Raw genomic sequence first — 24,222 nt, 5'->3', positions numbered from 1 at the left:
GCGCCCGAGCAACATCACGACACGACGTCAACTCATGATCTCCAGAAGCCAGTTGGTCATGGGATGGATGGTGTCCGAACCCAGGGGGACGGTGCATGGCGCTGTTAGCGGTGCTGCTGGTCGTGGTGGCGCTGGCCGGTGCGGCGGCCGCCGTCGTGCTGGCCCGCCGCCGTCGGGCCCTGGACGCCGCGACGGTGGCGAGGGAACTGGCCGCCGCCGCCGCCCGGCTCGCCGCCGGCCGGGACGCCCAGGCCCGCCGCCGCTACGCCCGGCTGGCCCGCCGACTCGCCGACGCACCCGGGGAGTTGGGCCCGCAGCGCGGCCTCGCCCTGCTCGGCCAGGCCGAGGCCACCGTCCCCACCGGCGACCAGGAGGCCACCCTCGCCCTGCACCGCGAGGCCTACCCGCTGCTCGCCGACCCGGCCCGGCAACTGCCCCGGTGGAGCCTGCGCCTGCTCGCCGAGGAGCGGCTGCGGGCCCCCGACGGCGACCTCGGCCCGCTGTTCGCCCACCTCCAGGCCACCGCCGCCGGCCCCGAGCCCGGCGCGGAGGCCGAGACCGTCGCCCGCACCGTCGACTGGCTCCAGCGCCGCTGCCGCGACGGCGCCCCCGAGCAGCGCGAGGACACCACCGCCCGCGCCCTCGCCGCCCTGCCCGGCCGGGACTGGCCGGTGCTCGCCCGGGCCGCCCTGCTGCGCGCCACCGACCGGGCCGCCGAGGCCGAGGCCCTGCTCGCCGACGCGGCCCCCTCCGGCAGCGCCGAACTCTGGTTCCGCTGGGGCGCCCAGCTCTACACCCTGCACCGCGACGAACCCGCCGTCGCCGCCTTCGACGAGGCGCTGCGCCGCGGCCCCGGCGAACCCTCCCCGTGGGGGCGCGGCCCGGCCCTGCGCACCGAGGGCCTGCTCTTCCGCGGGCTGGCCCGCCAGCGCCTCGGCGCCACCGAGGCGGCCTGGGCCGACCTCGCGGCCGCCGCCGGCGAGAGCCCGGCCGACCCCCGCCCCCGCTACGCCCTCGGCCGGCTCGCCCTGCTGCTCGGCGCCGACGAGCGGGCCCGGGAGCAGTTCACCGCCGCCCTGACCGTCCGGCCCGGCTTCGCCCCGGCCCGGTTCGGCCTCGCCCTGGTGCACGAGCGCGCCGAACGCCCCGCCGAGGCCGCCGCCGACTACCGGGCCGGCCTCGGCGCGGCCCCCGACTGGCGCCCCGCCCGGGTCCGGCTCGGCGCCGCCCTGCTCGCCGCCGGTCGGGCCGAGGAGGCCGAGCCGCTCCTGCGCGCCGAGGCCGACACCGGGGCCGAAGCCGGTACCCGGGCCGGCACCGAACCGGGCACCCGCTGGACCGCCGTCGCCGCCTTCCACCACGGCCTCGCCCTCGCCCGCACCGGCGACCCGGCCGGCGCCCTCGCCCGCTGGGAGGCGCTGGACGACGAGGACCTGCGCCCCCGCCGGGCCCTGGCCCGCGACCGGCTCGCCCGCACCCGGCTGGACACCGACCCGACGGCCGCCCGCGAACTCTGGCAGCAGGCCACCGCCGAGCACCCGGACGCCCCCGGCTACCGCGCCGCGCTGTGCGAAGCCGCCCTGCGCGAGGCCGCCCACCTGCTGGTCACCGGCCGCGACCACGCCGAACCGCGCCGCCGCGCCGCCGCCGCGCTCGCCCTCGCCGACACCCTGCCCGGCGCCCTCACCCACCGCCAGGCCCGGCTGCGCGCCGCCCTCGCCCTGGCCGAGGGCACCCCGGAGCCGATCGCCACCCTGCTCGACGCCGACCACGGCCCGCGCGACCGCTACCACCTGGCCGCCGTCTCCCTGCTGGCCGGCCGCCCGGCCCGGACGATCGCCCTGCTCGGCCCGCCCGACCCGGCCGGCGACCCGGCGACCGCCCGGCTACGCGCCCTGCTCGCCGAACGGGCCGGCAACTGGGCTGCCGCCCTGGACTGGTACCGGCACTTCCTCACCTCCGGCACGGCCGCGGCGGAGCCGGCCGGCGACTGCGCGCTCTGCGACCGCCCCGCCACCGGCACCTGCGGCGGCTGCGGCCGCGAGGCCTGCCCCGACCACCAGCACGCCCCCGAGGCCGCCGCCCCGCCCCGCTGCGTCCGCTGCTCCGCCCCCGCGCTGCGCGCCGTCCTCGACTGCGCCCGCCGGGCCGGCACCCCCGAGCAGGCCGAACCGGTGCTCGCCCGCTGGGCCGTGGCGCTCGGCGACGGCGCCGCCGCCGTGCCCGTCCGGACCGACCTCGCCCTGCTGCGCGCCGAACTCGGCCGCCTGGACGAGGCCCTGGCCGGGGTGCCCGCCGAGGCCGGGGCGGCCCGCGCGGCCGTCCTGGTCCGCCGGGCCGGCGCCGCCCTCGCCGCCGGTCGGCTCGGCCAGGCCGCCGTCGACCTGCGCCAGGCGCTCCAGCCCGTCCCCGGCGACGGGGTGCCGGGGCGCGAGGTGCCGGGCCGTGAGCGGGTGGCCGGCGCGCTCGCCCTGCTCGCCGAGCACGAGGCGCACCAGGCCGTCCTCGACGGCCGCCACCGCGAGGCCTGGGAGGCCTACCGCGAACTGCTGCTCAGGGACCCGGCCCACCCCCGGGTGCTGCACGCGCTCGGCCTGGCCGGCTACCGGCTCGCGGCCGGTGCCTCCGATGCCGCCGAAACCGCCGATGCCGCCGACACCGCCGACGGTCCCGACGCCCCTGGCCAGGAGGTCTGGGCCTGGACGATCGGCAGCCTCGTCGCCGCCCTGCACCAGCCCGAGCTGTGGGCCGAGTCCGCCCGGACCACCGGCCGCACCGCCGAGCCCCAGCGGCTGGCCGCCGCCCGTACCGGACTGCTCGACCGCCTCCGCGACGACCTGCGCGCCCTGGACCGGGCCGCCGGGCGCAGCGGGGACGAGGTCACCGCCTGGACGCTGCGCCTCGGCCTGGAGACCCACTGCGCGGACGCGCTCGCCCAGGAGGACGTCCGGATCACCCTGCCCGGCCGCCCGGCCCGCCGCCTCGCGCTCGGCCCGACCCTCGACCGGCTGCTGCGCGCCGAGCCGGGAGCGGACGGCTGGGCCGAGGCCTTCGAGCAGGCCGTCCGGCCCTGGCGGCAGCGCCCGGCCGGCCCCGACGCGCCCGCTCCCACCCGGGCCCTCGGCCTGTTCGGCGAACTCGGCCCGCAGCGCTACCTGCAGCTCCAGGGCCGGCAGGCCGCCGCCGTCGCCGCCCTGGACGCGGTGCCCGAGCAGCGGCGCGGCGAGGACTGGCAGGAACTGCTCGGCGAGTCCCTGGTCAGCCAGGCCCGCGAGCACCACCGCAACCAGGACTGGCGCGAGGCCCTGGACAGCCTCTCCCGCGCCCGGGCCGTCCCCGGCGCCCGGCTGCCCGCCGACGCCGCCGCGATCGCCGCCGAGTCCGGGGTCCGGGCCGCCCGCGCGCTGCTCAAGAACAGCCTGGACGACCAGGCCGGAGCCGCCGAACTCCTGGAGAAGGCCCTGGCGTTGGCCCCCGACGACCCCGAGGTGCGGGGCGACCTCGGCGCCACCTACGCCCAGTGGGCGCGCAAGATCAACAACGAGGACAAGGACTACTCCCGCGCCCTCGGGCTGCTGGAGAAGAGCCTGGAGCTGGTCCCCGGGGACCCGACCGCCCGGCACTTCCTGGAGGCCGCCCTCGGCAACCGGGCCGGCCAGCTCAGCCACCCCGACGCCACCGACGCGGAACTGGAGGAGGCCGTCGGCGCCTGGCGGGCGCTCGTCGAACTCAACCCCGACCCCGACCACCGGATCGGCCTGATCTTCGTCCTGCGCCAGCTCGCCCGCTCGGCCGCCTTCGCCGACGACCACCGCCGCGCCGTCGCGTGGATGGCCGAGGCGCTGCGCGCCGACCCGGAATGGGAGGGCGGGGTCGAGCACGAGGCCCCGCGCCGGGTCTCGGTGCTGATCGCCAACCACGTGGTGGACGCGATGCAGGACAAGCCGTTCGCCGACCAGGCCGCGATGCTCGAGAAGGCCAGGTCCTACGACGACTCGACCGACATCCGCCGCCTGATGGTCAGCCTCTGGCGCGGCAAGGCCATCAGCCACTACGAGGCCCGCCGCTACCGGGCGGCGATCAAGCTGCTGGAGGAGGCGCTCGAACTGTCCGGCACCCAGGAGGACACCGACAAGCTGTGCCGCGAACTCGGCATCGTCTACGGCTCGTTCGCCGTCCAGCAGGCCAACGCCCGGAAACTGCGCGAGGCCAAGGAGCTGGCCCGCACGGCCGTCGAGTACAGCCCGGACGACCCTGAGCTGCACGCCATGCAGATGCGGATCAGGTCGCTCTACTGACGGCAACCGCACGGCAGTCGGGAGCGTCCTGGACCGTACGCCGAAGACCGCAGGCCGATCCCCGTCGCCCCGAGCCGTCACCCGAACCGCCGACCGAACCGCCACCGCCACCGTGAGGAGAGAGACCTCCCGCCATGCCACTGCACGAACCGTCGCCGTACGAGGTCCTGGGCATCCCGCTCACGGCCGGCGTGCGCGAGATCAACCTCGCCGTCGGACCGGCGATGCGGGCCGGCCGGTACACCCGGCAGCAGATCCAGGAGGCCGCCGCGCTGCTGCGCAACCCGGACAGGCGCCTGGAGGCGGACCTCCAGCGGCCCCTCCCGCCGGAGCCGGTCGACCAGGCCGCCGAGCTGCTCGCCCCCGCGCTCGTCGAGCCGCTGCTGGTGATCGAGCGCCCGCCGCTGCCGCCCGCCGCCCTGCCCGCCCTCCACCGGGCCGAGCTGGCCGCCGACTTCACCGAGCCCGCCCCCGGCGGCGCCGACCCCGAACCGCCCGTCCCCGCCCGCTACGCGGCGGACCTGTCCGTGCTGCCGCAGATCGAGGTCCCCGATTGACTTCCCCCCTCCTCCGAAGGAAGGGGTTCCCCTCAGCCTCGCGGCTGAGCCGCTGCGCGTCGCGCAATGGTCGGGACTACTTCCTGCTTCGCCGACGACCGCCCGCCCGGAGTACTCCGTTGAGGCCTTACACCGTCTCCACAGGCTGCTGCCGCCAGTCCGGCGGCCAGGATGTTGCGTGCCGCGTTCACGTCCCGGTCGTGGAACGCTCCGCAGCCGCATGCCCACTCTCGGATGTTCAGTGGCATCGTGTCGCGGATCACTCCGCAGGCCGAGCACAGCTTGGAACTGGGGAACCACCGGTCGATGGTCACCAGGTCGCGGCCGTACCAGGCGCACTTGTACTCCAGCATGGTCCGCAGCTCGGTCCAGCTCGCGTCGCTGATGGCACGGGCGAGCTCGCGGTTCTTGAGCATGTTGCGGACCGTCAGATCCTCGATCACGACCGTTTGGTTTTCACGGACGAGTCGGGTGGTGAGCTTGTGCAGGAAGTCCCTGCGTCGGTCGGCGATCTTCGCGTGGACACGGGCGACCCTGCGCCGAGCCTTCTCCTGGTTCGCCGAGCCCCCGGCCTTGCGGGCAAGGTTGCGCTGGGCCTTGGCGAGGCTTCCGCGATCCTTGCGTTCGCTCCTCGGGTTGGTGATCCTCTCCCCGGTGGAGAGGGTCACCAGGCTGGTGAGACCGACGTCGATTCCGACCGCCGCGTTCGCCGGGGCGGCCATCACCGGCCGGTCGTCGCACAGCAGGGAGACGAACCAGCGGCCGGCCGCGTCCTGCGACACGGTGACCGTGGACGGCGAAGCCCCCTCGGGGAGTGGCCGGGACCACACGATGTCGAGCGGCTGCCCCATTTTCGCCAGGGTGAGCCGTCCGCCCCGGAGCCGGAACGCGGATCTGGTGTACTCGGCACTCTTCCGGGACTTCTTCCGGGACTTGAACGTCGGGTACTTTGCGCGATTCTGCCAGAAGTTCGAGAACGCCCCCTGCAAGTGCCGCAGGGCTTGCTGGAGCGGAACGGAGGAGACCTCGGAGAGGAATGCGAACTCCTCGGTCTTCTTCCACGCCGTCAGCATCGCCGACGTCGTGTTGTAGTTCACCCGTTCCCGGTGCAGCAGCCATGCTTCCGTGCGGGCGGCAAGTGCCTTGTTGTAGACCAGGCGTACGCACCCGAACGTGCGCGACAGCTCTGCCGCCTGTGCATCGGTCGGATAGAAGCGGTACTTGAACGCCCGCTTCACGTGGGTGGATGCCACGGATCACACGTTAACACTCACGTTTGTGACCATGTGACAGAAGGTCATCTACGGGGATTCCGCGCTGCCTTGACGGTGGTCCGGCTATCCATGCCCCGCCGCGCGGGAGCTTCATTTCCTCCCTCGGCCAAAGTCGGGGGTATCCACGAAGGAGTCGTGATGACCGACGCACCTGCCGAAGCCCTGGTTGACGGCCACCGGCCGCTGGAGATCCCGCCCGGCGTCGAGGACGTCGACCTGGAGCAGGCGTTCGGCCGACTGCTCTTCCGGGCGTCCCTGCTGGGGAGCAAGCTGACGGAGCAGAAGCAGGAAGCCCGGGCCGAGCAGCGCGAACTGCTGGGCATCCTGGTCGAGGTGGACGACGCGCTCGCCGCCCTCGGCCTGGACCGCGAGCTGGTGGCGCTCGGGCGCGGCGCCGGCCTGGAGGCCACCCGGCGCCGGCTGCTCGGGCAGCTCGCCAAGGCCAGGGTGCGGCCGATGCGGCTGGAGGGCATGACGGCCGACCCGGACCTGACCGAGATCGTGGGCACCGAGGCCCGGTCCGGGGTGGCGCCGGAGACGGTGGTGCGGACGGTGGTGACCGGGTTCTTCTGGGGGGACGAGGTGCTGCGCCGGGCCCAAGTGGTGGTCGCCGCACCGGAGTCGGAGCCGCACCCGGACCCGTACCCGGAGCCGGCGGTCACCGAGCTGGAGGCGTCCGGGGCCGCCGAGACCGTCGAGACCGTCGAAGCCTTCGAGGCAACGGAAGCCACCGAGGCCGTCAAGTCCGAGACACCCGAGGCACCCGAGGCGGACGACGCACCCGAAGCCGCCGCGCCGGTCACCCGGGCCCAGCCCAAGGCGGCCCCGCCCCGGGCCCGCCGCCGGGCCAAGGCCGTGGCCGAGCAGGCCAGGCAGATGAAGCGCAAGAAGTAGCCAGGACCACGAGGGGCAAGAGGGGAACGACATGTACCGCACACTCGGCATCGACCTGGGCACCACCAACTCCGTGGTCGCCCACCTGCGCCGGGGCGAGCCGGAGATCATCTTCAACCGGCAGAACCAGGAGGCGACGCCCTCCGTGGTCGGCAGCGGCCGCAAGGGTGAGCTGCTGGTGGGTTCCACCGCGCGCAGCCGGATCGCCGTCGACGGCGCCAACGTGATCCGCTCGGTCAAGCGCTTCATGGGCCGCAAGTTCAAGGATCCGCAGGTCCAGGCGGCCCTGAAGGAGGTGGACTACAAGGTCACCGCGGGCACCGACGGCGACGTCAACGTCTGGTTCAACGGCCGCTCGTACACGCCGATCGAGATCTCCGCGATCATCCTGCACCGCCTCAAGGAGGACGCCGAGCAGCGCTTCGGCGAGCCCTTCCACCGCGCCGTCATCACCGTTCCCGCGTACTTCGGCGAGCGGCAGGTCGCGGCCACCCAGGAGGCGGGCCGGATGGCCGGCCTGCACGTGCTGCGGATCATCAACGAGCCGACCGCCGCCGCCCTCGCCTACGGCATCACCTCCGAGGCGGGCGACGAGGGGAAGACCGTCCTGGTCTACGACCTCGGCGGCGGCACCTTCGACATCTCCATCCTGCTGCTGGTGCCCGGCTCGGTCTCGGTGCTCGGCATCGAGGGCGACAACCTGCTCGGCGGCGACGACTTCGACCGGGGGATCACCACCGCGCTGCTGGAGGACATCCGGGAGGAGTACGGCGCGGAGTACCAGCCCGACCTGCGCGACCGTCCGAAGATCGCCGCGACCGCCGAGACCATCAAGATCGAGCTCTCCCACCAGGAGTCCTCCGAGGTCATCCTGCCGGGCCTGGGCGCCGGACAGCTGGTGCTGGAGACGGAGTTCGAGCGGGCCCGCTTCGAGGAGCTGATCGAGGCCCGGATCGAGCGCACCATCGAGCTGACCCACAAGGCCATCATGCAGGCCAACCTGACCGTCGGGGACATCGACGAGGTGGTGCTGGTCGGCGGCTCGACCGCGATCCCGCTGGTCGCCCGCCGGCTCGGCGAGGTCTTCGGCCCCCGGCGGATCCGGCGCGGCGTCAACCCGATGCAGTGCGTGGCGCTCGGCGCGGCCGTGCAGTCCGCGCTGGTCGGCGAGGTGGAGTGCCCCGAGTGCCGGGCCCCCGGCGACCTGTCCGCCTCCAACTGCGCCAACTGCGCCGCCGGCCTGCTCGGCGGCGACCGGGTCTCCTGCCCGACCTGCCACCTCCCGGTCGACGCCGGGGCGGCCTCCTGCCCCAAGTGCGAGCAGGAGCTGGACGGTTCGGGCGGCGGCGGGACGGTCCCGCGGCAGGCCACCCGGGCCACCGCCGTGGTGCACGGCGGCAACTGCCCGCGCTGCGGCACCCCGGCCGCCCCCGGCGTCACCGCCTGCGAGCTGTGCGGCGAGCCGCTCAACTCGGCCGCCCCGGGCCACACCAGGGTGGCCACCACCGCCGCCGAGGACGTCGGCCTGCGCTGCGCCTCCTGCGGCCTGGTGAACCCGCCGGGCTGCGAGGTCTGCCCGGGCTGCGGCGAACTGGCGCAGGTCACCAACCCGTTCGACATCACCCCGAAGAACCTCGGCATCGAGCTGAACGACGGCCGCCTCGCCGTCATCATCCCCAAGAACACCAGCTACCCGACGAGTTCGCCGGTCAGCCGGGAGTTCGTGGTCTCCGGCAGCGGCCGGCAGCGGCTGGAGGTCGCGGTCTACGAGGGCGAGCACGAGATCGCCCAGCAGAACGAGCTGATCGGCCACCTCACCCTGCGGCTGCCCGAGGGCCTGGGCGGCCGCACCCCGGTGGAGGTCGCCTTCGGCCTCGACCGGGACCGCACCATCACGCTGTCGGTGCGGATCCAGGGCGGCGCCGAGAAGACCGTCAAGCTGGAGCGGGTCACCCTCGACCCGGAGCTGAAGGTGCAGGTCGAGGAGCAGCAGCGGCAGATCGAGTCGTTCACCGACCGCTGGGGCGGCGAGCTGACCGAGGCCGAGATGCGCGAGGCGCAGCGGCTGATGGACACCCTGGACGACCTGGCGGCCGGGCAGACCCGCGGCCAGTCGGTGGACGCGGCGCTGGAGCGGGCCCAGCAGCAGCTCAAGGCCCAGCGCTGGGTGCGCGGCTCCGAGGCGTACCTGAGCCTGTTCATCCACTACTGCGAGAAGCTCCTCGACCCGAGCGACCTGGACCGGCTGCGGTCGGTGGCCGCCGAGCTGCGGCTGCGCCGGGAGGCCGCCGACTGGGACGGCGCGGTGCGCTCGGCCCGCAAGGCGGACGAGCTGTGCGACTCGCTCGGGCACACCATGCGGATGCTGACCATGTGCAACATCTACGTGACCCAGAGCATGGTCTCGCCCGCCCTGGCCCAGCTGATCATGGCCGAGCTGCGCGGCCTGGACGAGGCCGTGGAGGCGCCCAACATGGCGGACGTGAACACCCACATGTCGAACCTGCTGGCCCTGTACGCGCAGGCGCAGCGGGAGCTGGGCAGCGAGCCGGCCCAGGAGTCGCTCGGCCCGGTCCGGCCGGAGGAGGCGGGGCCGCGATGAGCGCCGTGGACGCCGTGGACGCCGTGCCCGTCCCGGGCGCCGGGGGCGCTGTCGCGGCCCTTGGGGCCCCGCCGGTGCCGTGCCCGCTGTGCAGGGTTCCGGCGGACCCGGTGACCCTGCGCTGCCCGTCCTGCCGGGAGGACCTGTCCGTGCTGTTCCGGCTGCGTTACGCCGGACGGATCGACTACAACCGCGCACTGGAGGCCCTGGCGGCCGGGGAGGGGCCGCTCGCCCTCGGGCTGCTGCACCGCGCGGTGGCGGCCGAGCCGGGCCTGCGTCCGGCCCGGGACCTGCTGGAATCGCTCGGTGGCGCCGGTCCCGAGGGCGGGGAGCCGGTGGGTCGGGAGGGCGACACGCCCTAGACGGGCGAATCCGGCGTGCGGAGGAGCGCATCCCTTGTGATCGTGGGCGAGGTGTGATCGTCACACTTCGACCCGCTCTGCTCACAAGGAGTGACGCAATGCGTATGCGTACCACCTTCGCCGCCACCGCCCTCGCCGCGGTGACGGTCCTCGTCGGGGCCGGCACCGCGTCCGCCGGCGACGCCACCGCCAACGGGGCCGCCATCGGTTCGCCCGGCATCCTGTCCGGCAACGTGATCCAGGTCCCGATCAACCTGGAGGCCAACGTCTGCGGGAACTCGATCGACATCATCGGGCTCCTCAACCCGGCGTTCGGCAACACCTGCATCAACAAGTGACCCCGCGCGCTGGGGCCGTCCGTCGACCGTGACGGGCGGCCCCAGCGCCGTGTCCGTACCCCCGTTCGGGGGTGGCGGCGCGGGGCCGGCGCCCGCGACCATGGACCCCGTCCCGCACCGCCGTCCCCAGGGAGTCCGCCCGTGCCGACCACGCCGACCCCGCGCAGCTACGCCTCCGGCACCTCGGACGTCCCGCTGCTCGGCGACACCATCGGGGAGAACCTCGACCGCGCGGTGCGCGCCTTCGCCGGGCGCGACGCCCTGGTCGACCGGGCCACCGCCCGCCGTTGGACGTACGCCGAACTCGCCGCCGACGTCGACGCCCTGGCACTCGGCCTGCTGGAACTCGGGATCGCCAAGGGGGACCGGGTCGGCATCTGGGCCCCCAACTGCGCCGAGTGGACGCTCACCCAGTACGCCACCGCCAAGCTCGGCGCGATCCTGGTCACGGTCAACCCGGCCTACCGCGCCCACGAGTTGGAGTACGTGCTGAACCAGGCCGGCATCCGGCTGCTGGTCGCCGCCGAGCGCTTCAAGACCTCCGACTACGCCGGGATGATCTCTGAAGTTCGGCCCCGCTGTCCGGAGTTGGAGCACGTCCTGCTGCTCGGCGGCCCCGACTGGGACGCGGTGACCGCCGCCGGACGGCGCGCCGACCCGGCCCGACTCGCCGAACGGCAGGGCGAGTTGGCCCCCGACGACCCGATCAACATCCAGTACACCTCCGGGACGACCGGCTTCCCGAAGGGCGCGACGCTCTCCCACCACAACATCCTCAACAACGGGTACTTCGTCGGGGAGTTGCTCGCCTACACCGAGCAGGACCGGATCTGCGTCCCGGTGCCGTTCTACCACTGCTTCGGCATGGTGATGGGAAATCTCGCCGCCACCTCGCACGGCGCCTGCATGGTCATCCCCGCCCCCTCCTTCGAGCCCGGCGCCACCCTGGCCGCCGTCGCCGCCGAGCGCTGCACCTCGCTGTACGGCGTGCCGACCATGTTCATCGCCGAGCTGGCCGACCCGGACTTCGACCGCTACGACCTCGGCAGCCTGCGCACCGGCATCATGGCCGGCTCGCCCTGCCCGAGCGAGGTGATGAAGGAGGTCATCGGGCGGATGGGCATGGCGCAGGTCTCCATCTGCTACGGCATGACCGAGACCTCGCCGGTCTCCACCCAGACCCGGGTCGACGACCCGGTCGAGCGGAGGGTCGCCACGGTGGGCCGGGTCGGCCCGCACCTGGAGGTCAAGGTGGTCGACCCGGCCACCGGTCGGACCGTCCCGCGCGGCGAACCCGGCGAGCTCTGCACCCGCGGCTACTCCGTCATGCTCGGCTACTGGGGCGAGCCGGAGCGCACCGCCGAGGCCGTCGACGCCGCCCGCTGGATGCACACCGGGGACCTCGCGGTGATGGACGGGGACGGCTACCTCGCCATCACCGGCCGGATCAAGGACATGGTGATCCGCGGCGGCGAGAACCTCTACCCGCGCGAGATCGAGGAGTTCCTCCACACCCACCCGGACATCCTCGACGTCCAGGTCATCGGCGTCCCCGACGCCAAGTACGGCGAGGAGCTGATGGCCTGGATCCGGATGCGGGAGGGCGCCGAGCCGCTCACCGCCGAGGCCGTCCGCGGGTACTGCGCCGGCCGGCTCGCCCACGTCAAGATCCCGCGCTACGTGCACGTGGTCGAGGAGTTCCCGATGACGGTCACCGGGAAGATCCGCAAGGTCGAGATGCGGGCGCAGGCCCAGCGGATCCTGGGGCTCTGACCGGGGGCGCGCCTCCGCCCGGGCGAGTCCGGGGAGCGCGCCGGCCCGCCCGGCGGGAGAGTGTGATCATGCTCGACGTCACAGTGGAACGCCTGATCCCCCTCCCGCCCGCCACGGTCGCCGCCTACGCGATGGACTGGCGCCACGACTCCGAGTGGACCCGGGGCATCCGCAGCGCCACCCTCACCCGGGAGGCCGACACCGGCGGCTTCGGCGCGGGCGCCGAGGTCACCCGGACCGCGCACTTCCTGGGCCGGTCCTTCTCGTACGTGCTGCGCGTGTCGCGCCACGACCCGCCGACGGTGCTCGACATGGTCTCCGTCGCCGGGCCGATGCCCATGCGCGTCACCTACACCTTCGAGCCCACCCGGACCGGCACCTTCGCCCGCATCCGGGTCCGCGGCGGCCGCCGCCTGGCCGGCCCGCTGATGTCCCGCCCCGTGCGGTCCGCCCTCACCGCGGACCTGCGCGCCCTGGAATCCCGCCTCGGCCGCTGACGCCCGCCCCCCTGCCACCCCCCCGGCGAACGCGGACGGCCGGCGCGGGCTGCTGCCCGTCGCCGGCCGTCGAGGTCCGTGTCCCGGTTACCGCGCGCCCCACTCCCGGTCCGTCGGCACGATCTCGCGGCCGAGCGGCATCAGCGAGATCGGGATCATCTTCAGGTTGGCCCACCCGAAGGGGATGCCGATGATCGACAGGAACAGCGGGATGCTGGTGAGCAGGTGCCCGATCGCCAGCCACCACCCGGCGAAGACCAGCCAGATCACGTTCCCGACGCACGACGCCGGACCGGCGTCCGGCCGCTCGACGGTCATCCTGCCGAACGGCCACAGTATGAAGCCGGCGATCCGGAACGAGGCGATGCCGAACGGGATGGTGACGATGAGCACGCAGCAGATGATTCCGGCGAGCACGTAGGCAAGCGCCATCCAAATGCCGCAGAAAATCAACCAGATGACATTGAGGATGAACTTCACTGCACTCATGCTCGGTACCTTCTCACGGCTGATGACGTTGCACTGCAACCGTGCCATGCCCGCCGGTGCGCGTGTCTACGCCCTTAGGGGTCGTTCCTCAGGGACCGGTCCGGGTGGCAGTCCCAGCGGCTGCCGCCTCGGGAGACGGTGACGGACCGCACGACCGCGTGGCCCCTGGTGATGAGGCGGCGCGCGAGCCCTCGCCGGGTAGGGCTTCGCGTGCCGCACCCGGTCTTCCCGCCGGGGGCCCTCTCCGGCCGGGGCCCGGCCGCGGTCGGCGCAGGGCCGTCAGAGTTCGTCGTGGCTCCGGTCCCCGTTGTCGGCGTGGGGGACGCCCAAGGAGTTCGGCAGGAGTCGGCCTACAAGGCTGGAACCCGAACCTGCCAACCCACGCCGGAACACCGAGCCTCGCCGCCGCACGTCCACCACCGTGCGGGACCCGCACAGCCGAGGACGCTGACGGTCAAGTCGGTGCGGGCCGGTGAGTTCGCGAAGGACCACGACGGCGTCGGGCCGGCTGCCGTCGGGGGGGCGCCCGCCAGGCGGCCGGGTGCATCGTCGTGTCGACGGTCATGTGACGCATGCCTGTGCGCAAGGCTCCCTGCCACAGTGAGGTGCATGAGGCCGCCTGCGGCGGCATGTCCTGACGCCGGGAACGGCCGTGTGCCCTGCCCGCCGTCGCACTCGCTCGCGACCGAGCCGTCGAGGCGGGTGCCGGCCTCGACCGCGCGATGGATGCGCGGGTCCTGCTGCTTTCCGGGCCGTGATTCGACGGGAGAAACTCGATGACGACGATGTCCTGGCATACCCAGGCCGTCTCCCCGATGCCTCTGAGGAATGAGGAGTTCCTCCATCTGGCACTGACCATCGACGCTTCGGTGATGATCAGCAGGGATGGTGACGAGATCCCATTGAAGGCGGGCGACCTGGTTTTCTGTGATCCGGGCCGGTCTCGCTCCCCGAGGTTCGCCGATGGCGGCCGGATCGCTTTCCTTCGCCTGCCCCGTTGCCTTCTGGAGCTGTCGGAAACGGACTGCGACCGCCTCACGGGAATGGTCTCGGGAGGCGGCAGCGGCTTGGGTGCACTGGTGTCGAGTTGTCTGGCCGAGCTCACCAGCGGGGGGCGGGACCACAGGCCCGAGACCCTCCACCGGCTCACCCGCACCACCGTGGATCTGCTCGTCGTCCTTGTCATGGAACTTCTCCAGACGGAGGGAGAAGACCTTTCGACGGTTCCCCGTGGCGAACTGCTCGCGCAGATCCAGAACCACATCGAGAAGCACCTGACGGATCCGGACCTGTCGCCGTATTCGATCGCCCGCGCCCACCACATATCGGTCCGCTACCTGCACAAGATCTTCCAGCACGAGGGCATCACGGTGGGTCAGTGGCTGCGGCAGCGCCGGTTGGAATCCTGCAGGAACGACCTGAGGCGCACACCGAACCGCAGGATCGCCGTCTCGGCGGTGGCGAACCGTTGGGGCTTCGTCAGCGCGTCGCACTTCAGCCGCATTTTCCGGGAGGAGTACGGCATGAGCCCCAGCGAATGGCAGGCCCTGTCGTGACCACGGACCGTCGCCGCGGGTGCGGGCCACAAACGTCCTGGCAGGAGCCCCGATCGGCGTGTGCGCTGTGGGGGCGGTCGTGTGCACTTCTGGCACAGCGCCCCATGTCCGGCGACATAGCGTGGCAACAAGGTACGGCCCCGATGCCCTCCTGAGGGTCGGACGCCATCACGCCTGCCGCCGACATTCTTCGCGCCGCCCTCCACAACGTCTGACGGGGTCGCTATTCGCCGCCGAGGTCGGTCAGGTGGAGCCGGCCGCGGGAGGTGATGTCGAGTTTCTGGAAGATGCTGCGCAGGTGCTGGCCCACCGTGCGGTGGGAGATGAACAGTCGGGTTCCGATCTCGCGGTTGGTCATCCCGGTCGCCGCCATCCTGGCGATCTGGAGTTCCTGCGGGGTGAGGGTGTCCGCGGTGGACGGTGCGGCCCGGCGGACGGCTTCGCCCGCCGCGCGCAGTTCGGACCGCGCGTCCTGGGCGAAGACGGTGGCACCCAGCGCGTCGAAGCTCTCCACGGCCGCCCGCAGGGGCCGTCGGGCCTCCAGGATGCGGCGCCGGCGGCGCAGCCATCGACCGTAGGACAGCTGCAACTGTGCTCGGTGGAAAGGCCAGTTGACCAGCGTCCTGTCGTCAAGGGCCTGTACGTAGGAGGCCTCCGTCAGGTCGGGGGCGACGACCAGGGGCCGGGTGCGGGTGACCATGGCCTTCAGGAGCGGGGCGGTCGTCTTCTCGGCCAGCGCGCTGAGCCGGGCGTGATGGTGCGCGGCCTCGTCGGTGTGGTCGGTGCGGACCGCTGCCTCGATGAGGTCCGCGGCGCCGAAGAGGCCCAGGACCGGGTGGTAGGTGATGTCGGCCGGATCCAGCACCCGCGTCAACTGCTCGTAGGCGTCGTTGTACAGCTTGTCGGCCATGGCGTGACGCCCCTTGGCGAACTGGGCGAATCCGAGCATCGAGTGCGCTCCGGCGGAGAGCAGTTCCGCCTCGGCCCCCCGGATGAGTTCGTCCGCGGTGTCGGACTCCCCGCGTTCGCTCGCCAGGGTGGCCAGTACCAGGTCGGCGGCGCACGCCCACAGGGATCGGCCGGTGTCGCGGGAGAGCCGCCGGGACTCGTCCGCCGCGGTGTGCGCCAGCCGGTGTTTGCCGAGGTGGAGCGCGGCCCAGGCCTGGCACACCAGGGCTTCGCCGAGCAGTCCCAGGCGTCCCTGCCGGCGCAGGCCGTCGACGGCGGCGTCATGGTAGGGCCAGGACAGGTCGAGCGCCCAGATCCCGGTGAGCGACGAGCCCAGGGCGTGCTGTTCGGCCGGGTCGTCCACGGCCCCCGGGGCGATCCGGGTGGTCGTGTCGATGATCCGGGCCGCTTGACCGACGGGGTCGCCCAGGGCGGCGACGGACAGGGCCATCGGGTCGCTGTCGTGCCGCTGCAGCCGCCGTGCCGCCTGGACGAAGAGGTCGCGGGTCTCCTGCGTCGGGTTGTCGTGCCAGCACCTGATGGACAGGGGCCACAGCGCGTTGAGCGCGAGTGCGGCGCCCTCGCTGTCGGTGCCGGCCAGCTGGTCCGCCACGTCGGCGAATGCCCTCACCCGCTCGGGCCCGAGCCAGCTCTCGTGGTTCAGCACCTCGCTCCACAGGGTGAGGCGCAGCCTCTCCTCGGTCCGGAGCTCCGCGGACTGTGCCTCGGCGAGCTGCCGGCGTGCCGTGGCGGCCTCGCCGAGTTCGAAGTTGATCTCTGCCGCGCGCAGGAGGAGCCGGCCCCGGTGGGTGTGGGGGAGGCTGCGGAGGGCGGCCTGCCGCAGCGCCTCGGCCGCGGCCCGCGGGGCGCCCCGGGTCAGTGCTCTGAGGGCGGCCTGTTCGAGGTCGAGTGCCACGTCGTCGTTGGCCCCGGGGGTCGCGGCCGCACGGTGCCAGGCCCTGCGTTCGGGCTGCCCCGCCATGGCCTTCGCCAGTGCCGCGTGCGCGCTCAGCCGACGGGACGGGTTGGCGGCATGGTAGAGGGCCGAGCGGACCAGGGGGTGGCGGAAGTGCACCTCGTGCCCGCGGAGCTCGAGCAGCCCCGCGTCGACGGCGGGCTCCAGGGCGGTGACCGAGAGGTCGCCGCCGACCAGGACCTTCGCGCTCTCGATGATCTCCGCGAGGTCGGCGCCGTCGTCGGCGGCGGCGACCAGCAGGACGGTCCGGGTGAGCTCGGGCAGGTCCGAGGCGCGGGCGAGGAAGGACCGCTCCAGGCGGCGGGTGGTCGGCACCAGCGGCAGCAGTGCCGGCGGGACGCTCCCGTCCCCGCGCGGCACCGTCGGCAGTTCGACCAGGGCCAGCGGATTGCCGGCGGCCTCGGCCAGGATCCGTTGACCGAGGGAAGGGTCGATCCCGGGCGTGCGTGCCCGCAGGAGCGCCGCCGCCGCGTCGTCGTCGAGCCGGTGGAGCTGCATCTCGGCCAGGCCGGCGTCGTTCAGCACGCTCTCCTGGCCCTCGCGGACGGCCGTGAGCAGGGCGACCCGCTCGCCTTCGAGCCGTCGGGCGACGAAGGCGAGCACCTCGCTGCTCGCCCGGTCGATCCACTGCACGTCGTCGATCAGCAGGACGACGGGGGCTTCGTCGGCGAGGCTGCTGATCAGCTCCAACGAGGCCAGCCCCACGGAGAACATCCCCGGCGCGGCGCCGTCGTTCATGCCGAAGGCCGCGTACAGGGCCTGCCGCTGGGGCTCCAGGAGGGACGGAGCGTGGTCGGGCAGGACCGGAGCGAGCAGCTGGTGCAGTCCGGCGTAGGGAACGGAGGCTTCGGACTGCACGCCGAGTGCCGACAGGACCCGGCCGCCACGGGCGAGGGCGGCTTCCCGGGCCGCGCCGAGGAGGGCGGTCTTCCCGATGCCGGCCTCGCCGCGCAGCAGCAGGGCGTCGCCGGCCCCGTCGAAGCAGCGGGAGAGGAAGTCGGACAGGAACCGCAGTTCGCCGTCACGCCCGTACAACACGTCCCCGTCCGGAGTCACCACCGCGAGAGCGTCGGCTCACTCGGGTGCGGATGACTTCATCCCGGGGACCAGCGTCCCGACATGCCTTCACTCGGCTGAGAACAACCCTCGCCTTACGGCCCGAAGGTAACATAACCCCAGGTCAAGGAAGGAACCGTGCCCGCCGGAGCTCCACCCGGTCGTGGACCGCGGTACGGATGGAGGCGGCGGGCGGGTCGACAGGCCGGCGGGCCCGTCAGAGTTCGTCGTGGTTCCAGTCCCCGTTGTCGGTGTGGGGGCCGCCCATGGTCATCTGCACGTACCGGCGCAGGGTGCCGAGGTTGTCGACCCATCCGACGGTCGGAACCTCGACCGCGGTCGCGTTCTGACCCGACGAGACACGGGTGTAGAAGCGGGACAGGGCGTCCCAGTTGTTCTCCAACGCCTGCTGCTGGATCGGCAGGGTCCGCACGCTCCAGTCGGTCATCGCCGCGCGGAAGGTGCCCTCGACGTCGTTGAACCGGGCGGCCTCGGACAGGGTCTGGATCATCAGGCTCAGTGACCGGGCGGTCGCCTGGCGCTGTTCCCAAGGGTTGGTCACGATCGCCAGCTGCAGGATGGAGCCCCGCACGTCGCGCCAGCTGATGGGCGTGTTCTCCCGGTTCCGGTTGGCCGCCCCGGCCAGCGAGTTGTAGTTCGAGCCGAAGTTCAGGGTCTGGACGTTGTGGCTGACCGGCGGCGCCGGGGCGGTGGTCTCCGAGATCCGAGCCTGCAGGGCGCCGTTGAGGTCGCCGAACTGGTAGGTGTCGCCGTGCTCGTTGGAGAAGCCCCACACGTAGAGGTTGGAGGGGTTGATCCAGATGTCGGTGCGGTGGCGCTGGTCGTGGTCGTCGAGTGCGCTCAGCGAGACCTGGACGAGACCGACGTCCTCGAGCTGGGTCTCCTGCACGTTGTAACCCGCCACCGCCGCCCGCAGGCTGCCCAGGAAGTTGGAGTACCGCATCCGCTCGTTGTCGCTGGGGCTGTCCGACAGGTCGAACCACACGTGGGACATGTGGCGCCACTCGGTGCGGGCCTCGGCGGTTCCGGCCGCGCCGAGCACGCCGGTGAGCGCCATGCTCAGGCCCACGCCTGCCAGGAGGACCGAACGGAGCCGTGCGCGGACGGTGGTGTGCCTCTTCATCGTCTTCTCTCTCGCTTGCCGGACCCACGGACTGACGGTCCGTCCGGTCCGGGAGCGGCGCCGTTCGGGCGCCGCGGTTCTTCTTCCGGACAGCACTGTGCCACGCGGCGGGGCGCGCCCGGGGCGGGTCGATCGGCCCGTACGGGCGGCCTTCGGCCGGACGGGCCGGGCGTCCGGCCGGGTCGACGGCGGGGATGCGGGGGAGCGCCACGGCGCGGCGCTTCGGCCGTCAACTCGCTTGGTGTAAAAGATATATGACGTATAGTCAAGGACTTTCGACGTGAAAGAGGTGGGGCGGAAGTCCGGGTCCGTCGTTCGGAGAGAACACCCACGCCCGAACGCGCGCGTTCGGCATCGGGCCTCCGGAGAGGTGCAGAGTCGGCACAGTGATGGGCACTGACGGGCAAGCCCGGTGGAGCGGCCGGCGGGGGGTCACCGTGCCGGGTTGTTGCCGAGCTGCCAGTCCCTGGGGGGCATGCCGTAGGCGGCGCGGAAGGCGCGGCTGAAGTGGCTGGAGTTGGCGAAGCCCCAGCGGCGGGCGATGCCCGCGATGCCGAGTTCCGCGGCGACCGGGCGGAGGAGGTCGCGGCTGCAGCGCTCCAGGCGTTGGGCGCGGATCCAGCTGCTGACCGTGGTGCCTTCGAGGTGGAAGAGCTTGTGGAGGAACCGGACCGACATGAAGGTGGCCTCCGCGATGGTGGACGGGCGGAGGTCCGGGTCGTGGAGGTTGCGCAGGATGTGGTCCTTGACCCGTTCCAGGGAGGCCGTACTCCGCGGGGCCTGTCGGCGGGAGCGGACGGAGCGGTCGTCGACGAGGAGGGCCAGCAGGTCGAGTGCGGTGGTCGCGGCCCGGCGGCCGACGGCCTCGTCCAGGACCCGCGCCTCGCGCGCCATCCGGGAGAGGTAGGTGGCGACCAGGGCGGCGCTGCCCTCGGCGCCGCTGAAGGAGGTGGCGGTCAGTGCCCGTAGGTCCCGTTCCGAGACGTCCAGTTCCGCGCGGGGGAAGTGGAAGGAGGTGAAGACGAACCCCTCCTCGATCTTCTTGCGGAAGACCCGGGAGGTGTCGGTGAAGGAGAACTCGCCCGGCCGGATGACGGACTCCCTGCCGTCCTGCTCCTTGAGTGCCCTGCCGCGCTCCTGCAGGCTGAGGATCAGCGACGGGGGACCGTCGTCGGCGAGCATGCGCCGGGTGCGCGTCACCACCTGCGGCCCCGCCTGGACCCGCAGTATCCGGATCGGGCCGAGTTGGTGGCCGACGATCGCCCCGGGCGACGGAACCTCCTCCAGGAGGTCCACGGCCATCGGCACGAAGGCGTGGGACACCGCCTCGTGCCAGCTCTCCGCCCGGTCGGAGGCGGACAGTCGCGCGGTGGAGAGAGATGCGGGCACCGGGTTCCTCTCGGGTCGGTCGGCCACCGGTGGCCCCGTCCACCGCTGCGCCGTCCCGACCACCATGCCAGCGGGCCCGGGGCGGGACATCGCGTGAACCTAGTAGATCGGGGGTGGCCTCACTTCTCGGCCGCACCGGTGGCGGCGCCGGTGACGTGGCGCTGGGCGGCGACGAGCAGGACGGCGGCGGGCACGGAGGCCAGGACGGCGGTGGCCATGACGGCGTTCCAGCGGTCGGTGTGGGCGCCGAGGTACTGGTAGACGCCCAGGGTGATCGGCCGGACGGTGTCCGTGGTGGTCAGGGTGAGGGCGAAGAGGAAGTCGCTCCAGGCGAGGAGGAAGGTGAAGACGCCGGCCGTGATCAGCGCGTTCCGGCTCAACGGCAGCACCACGGAACGGAAGACGCGCAGTCGGCCGGCGCCGTCCACCCGCGCGGCGTCGATGACCTCCTCGGGGATGCTCCGCATGAACGAGTGCAGGACAAGGATCGCGAAGGGGACGCCGGCGGTGGAGTCGGCGAGGACCAGCCCGAGGCGGGAGTTCAGGAGCCCCAGGTCGTTGTAGGCGCCGTAGAGCGCGTTGGCCACCACGATGCCCGGCACCGCCTGGGTGGTCAGGACGCCCAGGAGCACGACCCTGGTGCCGCGCAGGCGGAACCGGGCCAGCGCGTGGGCCGCCGGTGCGGCGAGCAGCAGGCTGAGCAGCGCGCTGCCGAGGGCCACCGTGAGGCTGGTGACGAGGTTGCGCCCCTGGTCGCGCAGCGCGGTGGCGTATCCGCCGAGGTCCGGGTGGAGCGGGAACCAACCTCCGCGCAGGGTGTTGCCGGCCGGCTGGAGGGAGGCGTTCACCATCCAGTAGACGGGGAACAGCATCAGCGCGAGCAGGACGATCCCGACGAGGGTGGACAGCGGGCCGCCACGGCCGGGTGGGCGTTTCACGGGAGCGACTCTCCGGCGGTCAGACGGTCCGGGCGCGACGGTCGGCGCGCAGGTGGAGGACGGCGAACGCCAGCGAGAGGACGATGAGCAGGTTGCCCATCGCCGCGCCGCGCCCGAAGTCGAACTGCCGGAAGGACAGTTCGTAGGCCTGGGTGGCGATGGTCTCGGTGGCGCCGGCCGGCCCGCCGCCCGTGACCACCAGGATGACGTCCAGCGCCTTGACGGTGTAGACGACGCCCAGCACGAGCACCACGCGGACCACCGGCCGCAGCAGCGGCCAGGTGATGTGGCGGAACGAGGCCACCGGACCGGCGCCGTCCAGCCTCGCCGCCTCGTACAGGTGCGGGGGGATGTCCTGGAGACCGCCGTACAGGATCGCGGTGTTGAAGGGGACGCCGACCCAGATGTTGACCAGGACCACCGACAGCAGCGCCTGGGAGGTGCCGGTGAGCCAGGGGACGCCGGACGACGTGAGGTGGAGGCCGCGCAGCACCGCGTTGACGACTCCGGTGTCGGGGTCGAGCATCCACTTCCAGACGGTTCCGGAGGCGACCAGCGGCAGCAGCCACGGCAGGAGCAGGAGTGAGCGCAGCACGCCGCCGAGCGGGAAGCGGCGCCGGAAGAACAGGGCGAGGGCCAGGCCGAGGGCGAACTGCCCCAGGACCGAGCCCGCCGTGAACACGGCCGTGGTCAGCAGGGTCCGGGGGAAGGCGGAGGAGGAGAGGACCGCCGCGTAGTTCCGCAGGCCCGTGAACGGGGCGTCACCGGTGTAGAAGCTCGTGACGGTGTACTGCTGGAAGCCCGTCACGACGTTGTCGACGATCGGGTAGCCGAAGAACAGCAGCAGGTACGCCGCGGCGGGCGCGATGAACAGCCACCGGGTCCATCGCTCCCCGCGCCGTACCGGCGACGGGTCAGCGGCCCGCGGCGGTCTGCTGCGCATGGCGGAGGGCTTCCTCCGGTGTCTGTTCGCCCGTCAGCGCGGACTGGATCGCGGTGTAGATCCCCGTCGCCGCCCTGGGCCACTCGACGCCGAGCTCGCTGGTACGGGAGCGTGCCGTCGTCACGCTCTGGGCGAAGGCGGCCACCGACGGGTTCTCCTCGGCGTGCCGGGCGGCCACCGCGGTGCGGGAGGGCACGGTGTGGTGGTCCCGGGCCACGGTGAGCATGTTCGAGGGGGAGTTCAGGCAGGCGAGGACCTGGGCGGCCTTCTCCTGCCGGGCCTTGGAGGGGTTCTGCGGCACCGTCCACACCTCGCCGCCGAGCGGGGTGACCAGGGTCTGCCCCGGACGGGGGACGGGTACGGGTGCCACTCCCCAGTGCAGGTCCGCATCCTGTTCCAGGGCGGGGACGCGCCACGGGCCGTTGATCATCATGGCCGTCCGTCCGGCGATGAACTGGTCGTGGACGTCGGCCTGGGTCCAGTTCAGCACCGACTTCGACATGGACCCGCTCTTCACCAGGTCGACCCAGAGCTGGAGCGCCTGCGCGGCCTGGGGGGTGTCCAACCGCCGTTCGTCACCGCCGTTGGACCACAGGAAGGGCAGGAACTGCCAGGTGCCCTCGAAGGTGGCGTTCGCGTCGACCGCCATGCCGTAGCGCCCGGGACGGGTCAGCGCGGCCGCGGCGGCCTTCAGTTCGTCCCAGGTCCGCGGGACGGCGAGGCCGGCCTCGGCGAGCATGTCCTTGTTGTAGATCAGGGCGACGGTGCTGACGTTGGGGGCCAGCCCGTACAGCCTGCCCTGGTAGCTGCCCGCGGACGCGATGCCCGGGGCGAAGCCGTCGGCGTCGATGCCGTAGCCGTCCAGCGGGGTCAGCGCGCCGGCCCGGGCGATCTGCTGCAGGTCGGGGTTGTCGAGCATCAGCAGGTCGGGGAGGGTCCGCGAGGACGCCTGCTGCAGGACCTTGGGGATCAGGGACGCCCCCGGGACGCTCGTCTGCTCGACCCGGACCCCGACCGTTCGCCCGCACGCGGTGAGCAGGTCGCCCCACTGGGCGTGCTCGGTCCGGTCGGTGTAGTAGTCGAGCGCGGTGATGGCGGTGACCTCGCCCCCGGCTTGCCCGGAGCCGGTGGCGCGACCGCACCCGGTGGCGGCCGGCACCAGGAGGAGGAGCCCGGTCAGGAGGGCGGCGATCCGCCGGGCCGACGATCTGGCCGGTGAGATCATGTTGGTGCCTTTGCCGGGTACTCGGGGGCGGGGTCCGATCGGACTCCTCCGTTCGAACGAACATTAAACACCCCCCGGAGTACCCGTGGCGTGCCCGGTGGCCTCCCGGATCATCGCCGCCACGGCGTCGGGCCGCGAGAGCGGGAGGGCGTGCGAGGCGTCCAGCACGTACTCGGTGGCCGCCATGCGTTGGGCCATGAAGCGCTGGGCGGCAGGGTTGAGCATCCGGTCGGCGGTCGCGATGGCGTACCAGGACGGCTTGTCCGCCCAGGCCGGCGAGCCCGACCTGTCGGTCAGCGCGCCGCAGGCCATCGGGCGTTGTGCCGCGGCGAGCGCCTGCCCGGCCGCGGGTGACAGGTCGTCGGCGTACAGCTGCCGGAACCGTTCCGGGTGGATGGACACCTCGCTGCCGGCCCCGGAGGGGAGGGTGGTGGTGACGGTCGCGTCGGCCAGCGGGGAGGGGGCGAAGCGGTCGGTGATGTCCAGCACGCACTCGCCGGCGTCGAGGCCGAACGCGGCGGCGTAGCACAGGGCCACCACCTGGTCGGAGTCGTCGGCCGCCTGGGTGATGACCGCGCCGCCGTACCCGTGGCCGACCAGGACGACGGGGGTGCCGAGCCGGCGCAGCAGGCTCCGGACGCACGCGGCGTCCTGCGCCAGGCCGCGCAGCGGGTTGGCGGGGGCGTGCACCGTCAGACCGGCGGCGCGCAGCGGCCCGATGACCTCCGACCAGGTCGAGGCGTCGGTGAACGCCCCGTGCACCAGGACGACGGTCGGTGGAACGGGGGTGGGTCTGTGCATGCCGATGGCCTTCGACTGGGCGGCGGAGCGGGACAGGGGGAGTCCCAGCCAAGCCGGTCCGGCCGTGGCGGGGCATCGCGTGAACGTACCAAGGAGGCGTGCCGAGCCCTGGCGGACCGTCCGGCGGCCGAGCGCGGGCTGCTCGACGATCCCGGGCGACGA

18 protein-coding genes are annotated in these 24,222 nt (G+C 73.1%); 9 read left to right on the top strand and 9 right to left on the bottom strand.

Translation table 11 applies throughout. The annotated features are described in order from the left end of the window. Window positions 1-95 precede the first annotated feature (95 nt). Together ACWDD9_RS04520 and ACWDD9_RS04515 are read left to right on the top strand one after the other, a co-directional pair. A complete protein-coding gene (locus ACWDD9_RS04520) occupies window positions 96-4,298 on the top strand; it encodes a hypothetical protein (RefSeq protein WP_449810782.1) in 4,203 nt (1,400 codons plus the stop codon). A 134-nt stretch (window positions 4,299-4,432) separates the two neighbouring features. Next, window positions 4,433-4,855: a hypothetical protein gene (locus ACWDD9_RS04515; protein ID WP_449810781.1), complete on the top strand. Its 423-nt coding sequence runs from the start codon at window positions 4,433-4,435 to the stop codon at window positions 4,853-4,855. Window positions 4,856-4,887: 32 nt separating this feature from the next. Here the strand turns inward: ACWDD9_RS04515 and ACWDD9_RS04510 are convergent, their stop codons facing one another. Then, entirely contained in the window at window positions 4,888-6,108 is a 1,221-nt protein-coding gene (locus ACWDD9_RS04510; protein WP_449810780.1) for an RNA-guided endonuclease InsQ/TnpB family protein, read from the bottom strand. A 159-nt stretch (window positions 6,109-6,267) separates the two neighbouring features. Here ACWDD9_RS04510 and ACWDD9_RS04505 point away from each other — a divergent pair, with 159 nt between their 5' ends. From ACWDD9_RS04505 to ACWDD9_RS04480, 6 genes are all read left to right on the top strand, one after another. Continuing rightward, window positions 6,268-7,023 carry a nucleotide exchange factor GrpE gene (locus ACWDD9_RS04505; RefSeq protein ID WP_449810779.1) on the top strand — a complete coding sequence of 252 codons (756 nt, stop codon included), beginning with the start codon at window positions 6,268-6,270 and terminating at the stop codon, window positions 7,021-7,023. 31 nt (window positions 7,024-7,054) lie between these two features. Further along, window positions 7,055-9,625, top strand: a complete 2,571-nt coding sequence (locus tag ACWDD9_RS04500) for an Hsp70 family protein (RefSeq protein WP_449810778.1) — start codon at window positions 7,055-7,057, stop codon at window positions 9,623-9,625. Then, window positions 9,622-9,987: a hypothetical protein gene (locus ACWDD9_RS04495; protein WP_449810777.1), complete on the top strand. Its 366-nt coding sequence runs from the start codon at window positions 9,622-9,624 to the stop codon at window positions 9,985-9,987. The genes ACWDD9_RS04500 and ACWDD9_RS04495 overlap by 4 nt, the downstream gene beginning before the upstream one ends. 98 nt (window positions 9,988-10,085) lie before the next feature. Then, window positions 10,086-10,325, top strand: coding sequence for a chaplin (locus ACWDD9_RS04490; RefSeq protein ID WP_082346034.1), 240 nt, complete (start codon window positions 10,086-10,088; stop codon window positions 10,323-10,325). Window positions 10,326-10,466: 141 nt separating this feature from the next. Continuing rightward, window positions 10,467-12,098: an AMP-binding protein gene (locus tag ACWDD9_RS04485; RefSeq protein WP_449810776.1), complete on the top strand. Its 1,632-nt coding sequence runs from the start codon at window positions 10,467-10,469 to the stop codon at window positions 12,096-12,098. Window positions 12,099-12,163: 65 nt separating this feature from the next. Next, window positions 12,164-12,595 (top strand): SRPBCC family protein, encoded by a 432-nt coding sequence (locus ACWDD9_RS04480; RefSeq protein WP_449810887.1) that lies wholly within the window; start codon window positions 12,164-12,166, stop codon window positions 12,593-12,595. Between the two features lie 87 nt (window positions 12,596-12,682). On the opposite strand, the gene ACWDD9_RS04475 is transcribed toward ACWDD9_RS04480, so the two are convergent. Next, on the bottom strand, window positions 12,683-13,084 hold the full coding sequence (locus ACWDD9_RS04475; protein ID WP_449810775.1) for a YccF domain-containing protein: 402 nt from the start codon (window positions 13,082-13,084) through the stop codon (window positions 12,683-12,685). 776 nt (window positions 13,085-13,860) lie between these two features. Here ACWDD9_RS04475 and ACWDD9_RS04470 point away from each other — a divergent pair. Further along, window positions 13,861-14,640 (top strand): AraC family transcriptional regulator, encoded by a 780-nt coding sequence (locus ACWDD9_RS04470; protein WP_449810774.1) that lies wholly within the window; start codon window positions 13,861-13,863, stop codon window positions 14,638-14,640. A 223-nt stretch (window positions 14,641-14,863) separates the two neighbouring features. Here the strand turns inward: ACWDD9_RS04470 and ACWDD9_RS04465 are convergent, their stop codons facing one another. The 7 genes from ACWDD9_RS04465 to ACWDD9_RS04435 all read right to left on the bottom strand — a co-directional run bounded on the left by ACWDD9_RS04465 (window position 14,864) and on the right by ACWDD9_RS04435 (window position 24,060). Continuing rightward, complete coding sequence (locus tag ACWDD9_RS04465) at window positions 14,864-17,623, bottom strand: helix-turn-helix transcriptional regulator (protein WP_449810773.1); 2,760 nt, start codon at window positions 17,621-17,623, stop codon at window positions 14,864-14,866. Window positions 17,624-17,837: 214 nt separating this feature from the next. Further along, entirely contained in the window at window positions 17,838-18,764 is a 927-nt protein-coding gene (locus ACWDD9_RS04460; protein ID WP_449810772.1) for a ribosome-inactivating family protein, read from the bottom strand. Window positions 18,765-19,196: 432 nt separating this feature from the next. Then, window positions 19,197-20,153 (bottom strand): helix-turn-helix domain-containing protein, encoded by a 957-nt coding sequence (locus ACWDD9_RS04455; RefSeq protein ID WP_449810771.1) that lies wholly within the window; start codon window positions 20,151-20,153, stop codon window positions 19,197-19,199. 119 nt (window positions 20,154-20,272) lie between these two features. Then, the gene (locus ACWDD9_RS04450; RefSeq protein ID WP_449810770.1) at window positions 20,273-21,091 is read right to left on the bottom strand and encodes a carbohydrate ABC transporter permease; all 819 of its coding nucleotides are present in this window, start codon (window positions 21,089-21,091) and stop codon (window positions 20,273-20,275) included. 19 nt (window positions 21,092-21,110) lie between these two features. Further along, a complete protein-coding gene (locus ACWDD9_RS04445) occupies window positions 21,111-22,034 on the bottom strand; it encodes a carbohydrate ABC transporter permease (protein ID WP_449810769.1) in 924 nt (307 codons plus the stop codon). Further along, window positions 22,006-23,259, bottom strand: coding sequence for a sugar ABC transporter substrate-binding protein (locus tag ACWDD9_RS04440; RefSeq protein WP_449810768.1), 1,254 nt, complete (start codon window positions 23,257-23,259; stop codon window positions 22,006-22,008). The genes ACWDD9_RS04445 and ACWDD9_RS04440 overlap by 29 nt, the downstream gene beginning before the upstream one ends. A 63-nt stretch (window positions 23,260-23,322) precedes the next feature. Next, entirely contained in the window at window positions 23,323-24,060 is a 738-nt protein-coding gene (locus ACWDD9_RS04435; protein ID WP_449810767.1) for an alpha/beta fold hydrolase, read from the bottom strand. Window positions 24,061-24,222: the final 162 nt, after the last annotated feature.

This window comes from Kitasatospora sp. NPDC001119 (genome assembly GCF_053598475.1).
Note: the sequence above shows the minus strand (reverse complement) of the source record. Positions and strands in the feature narration are given on the sequence as shown.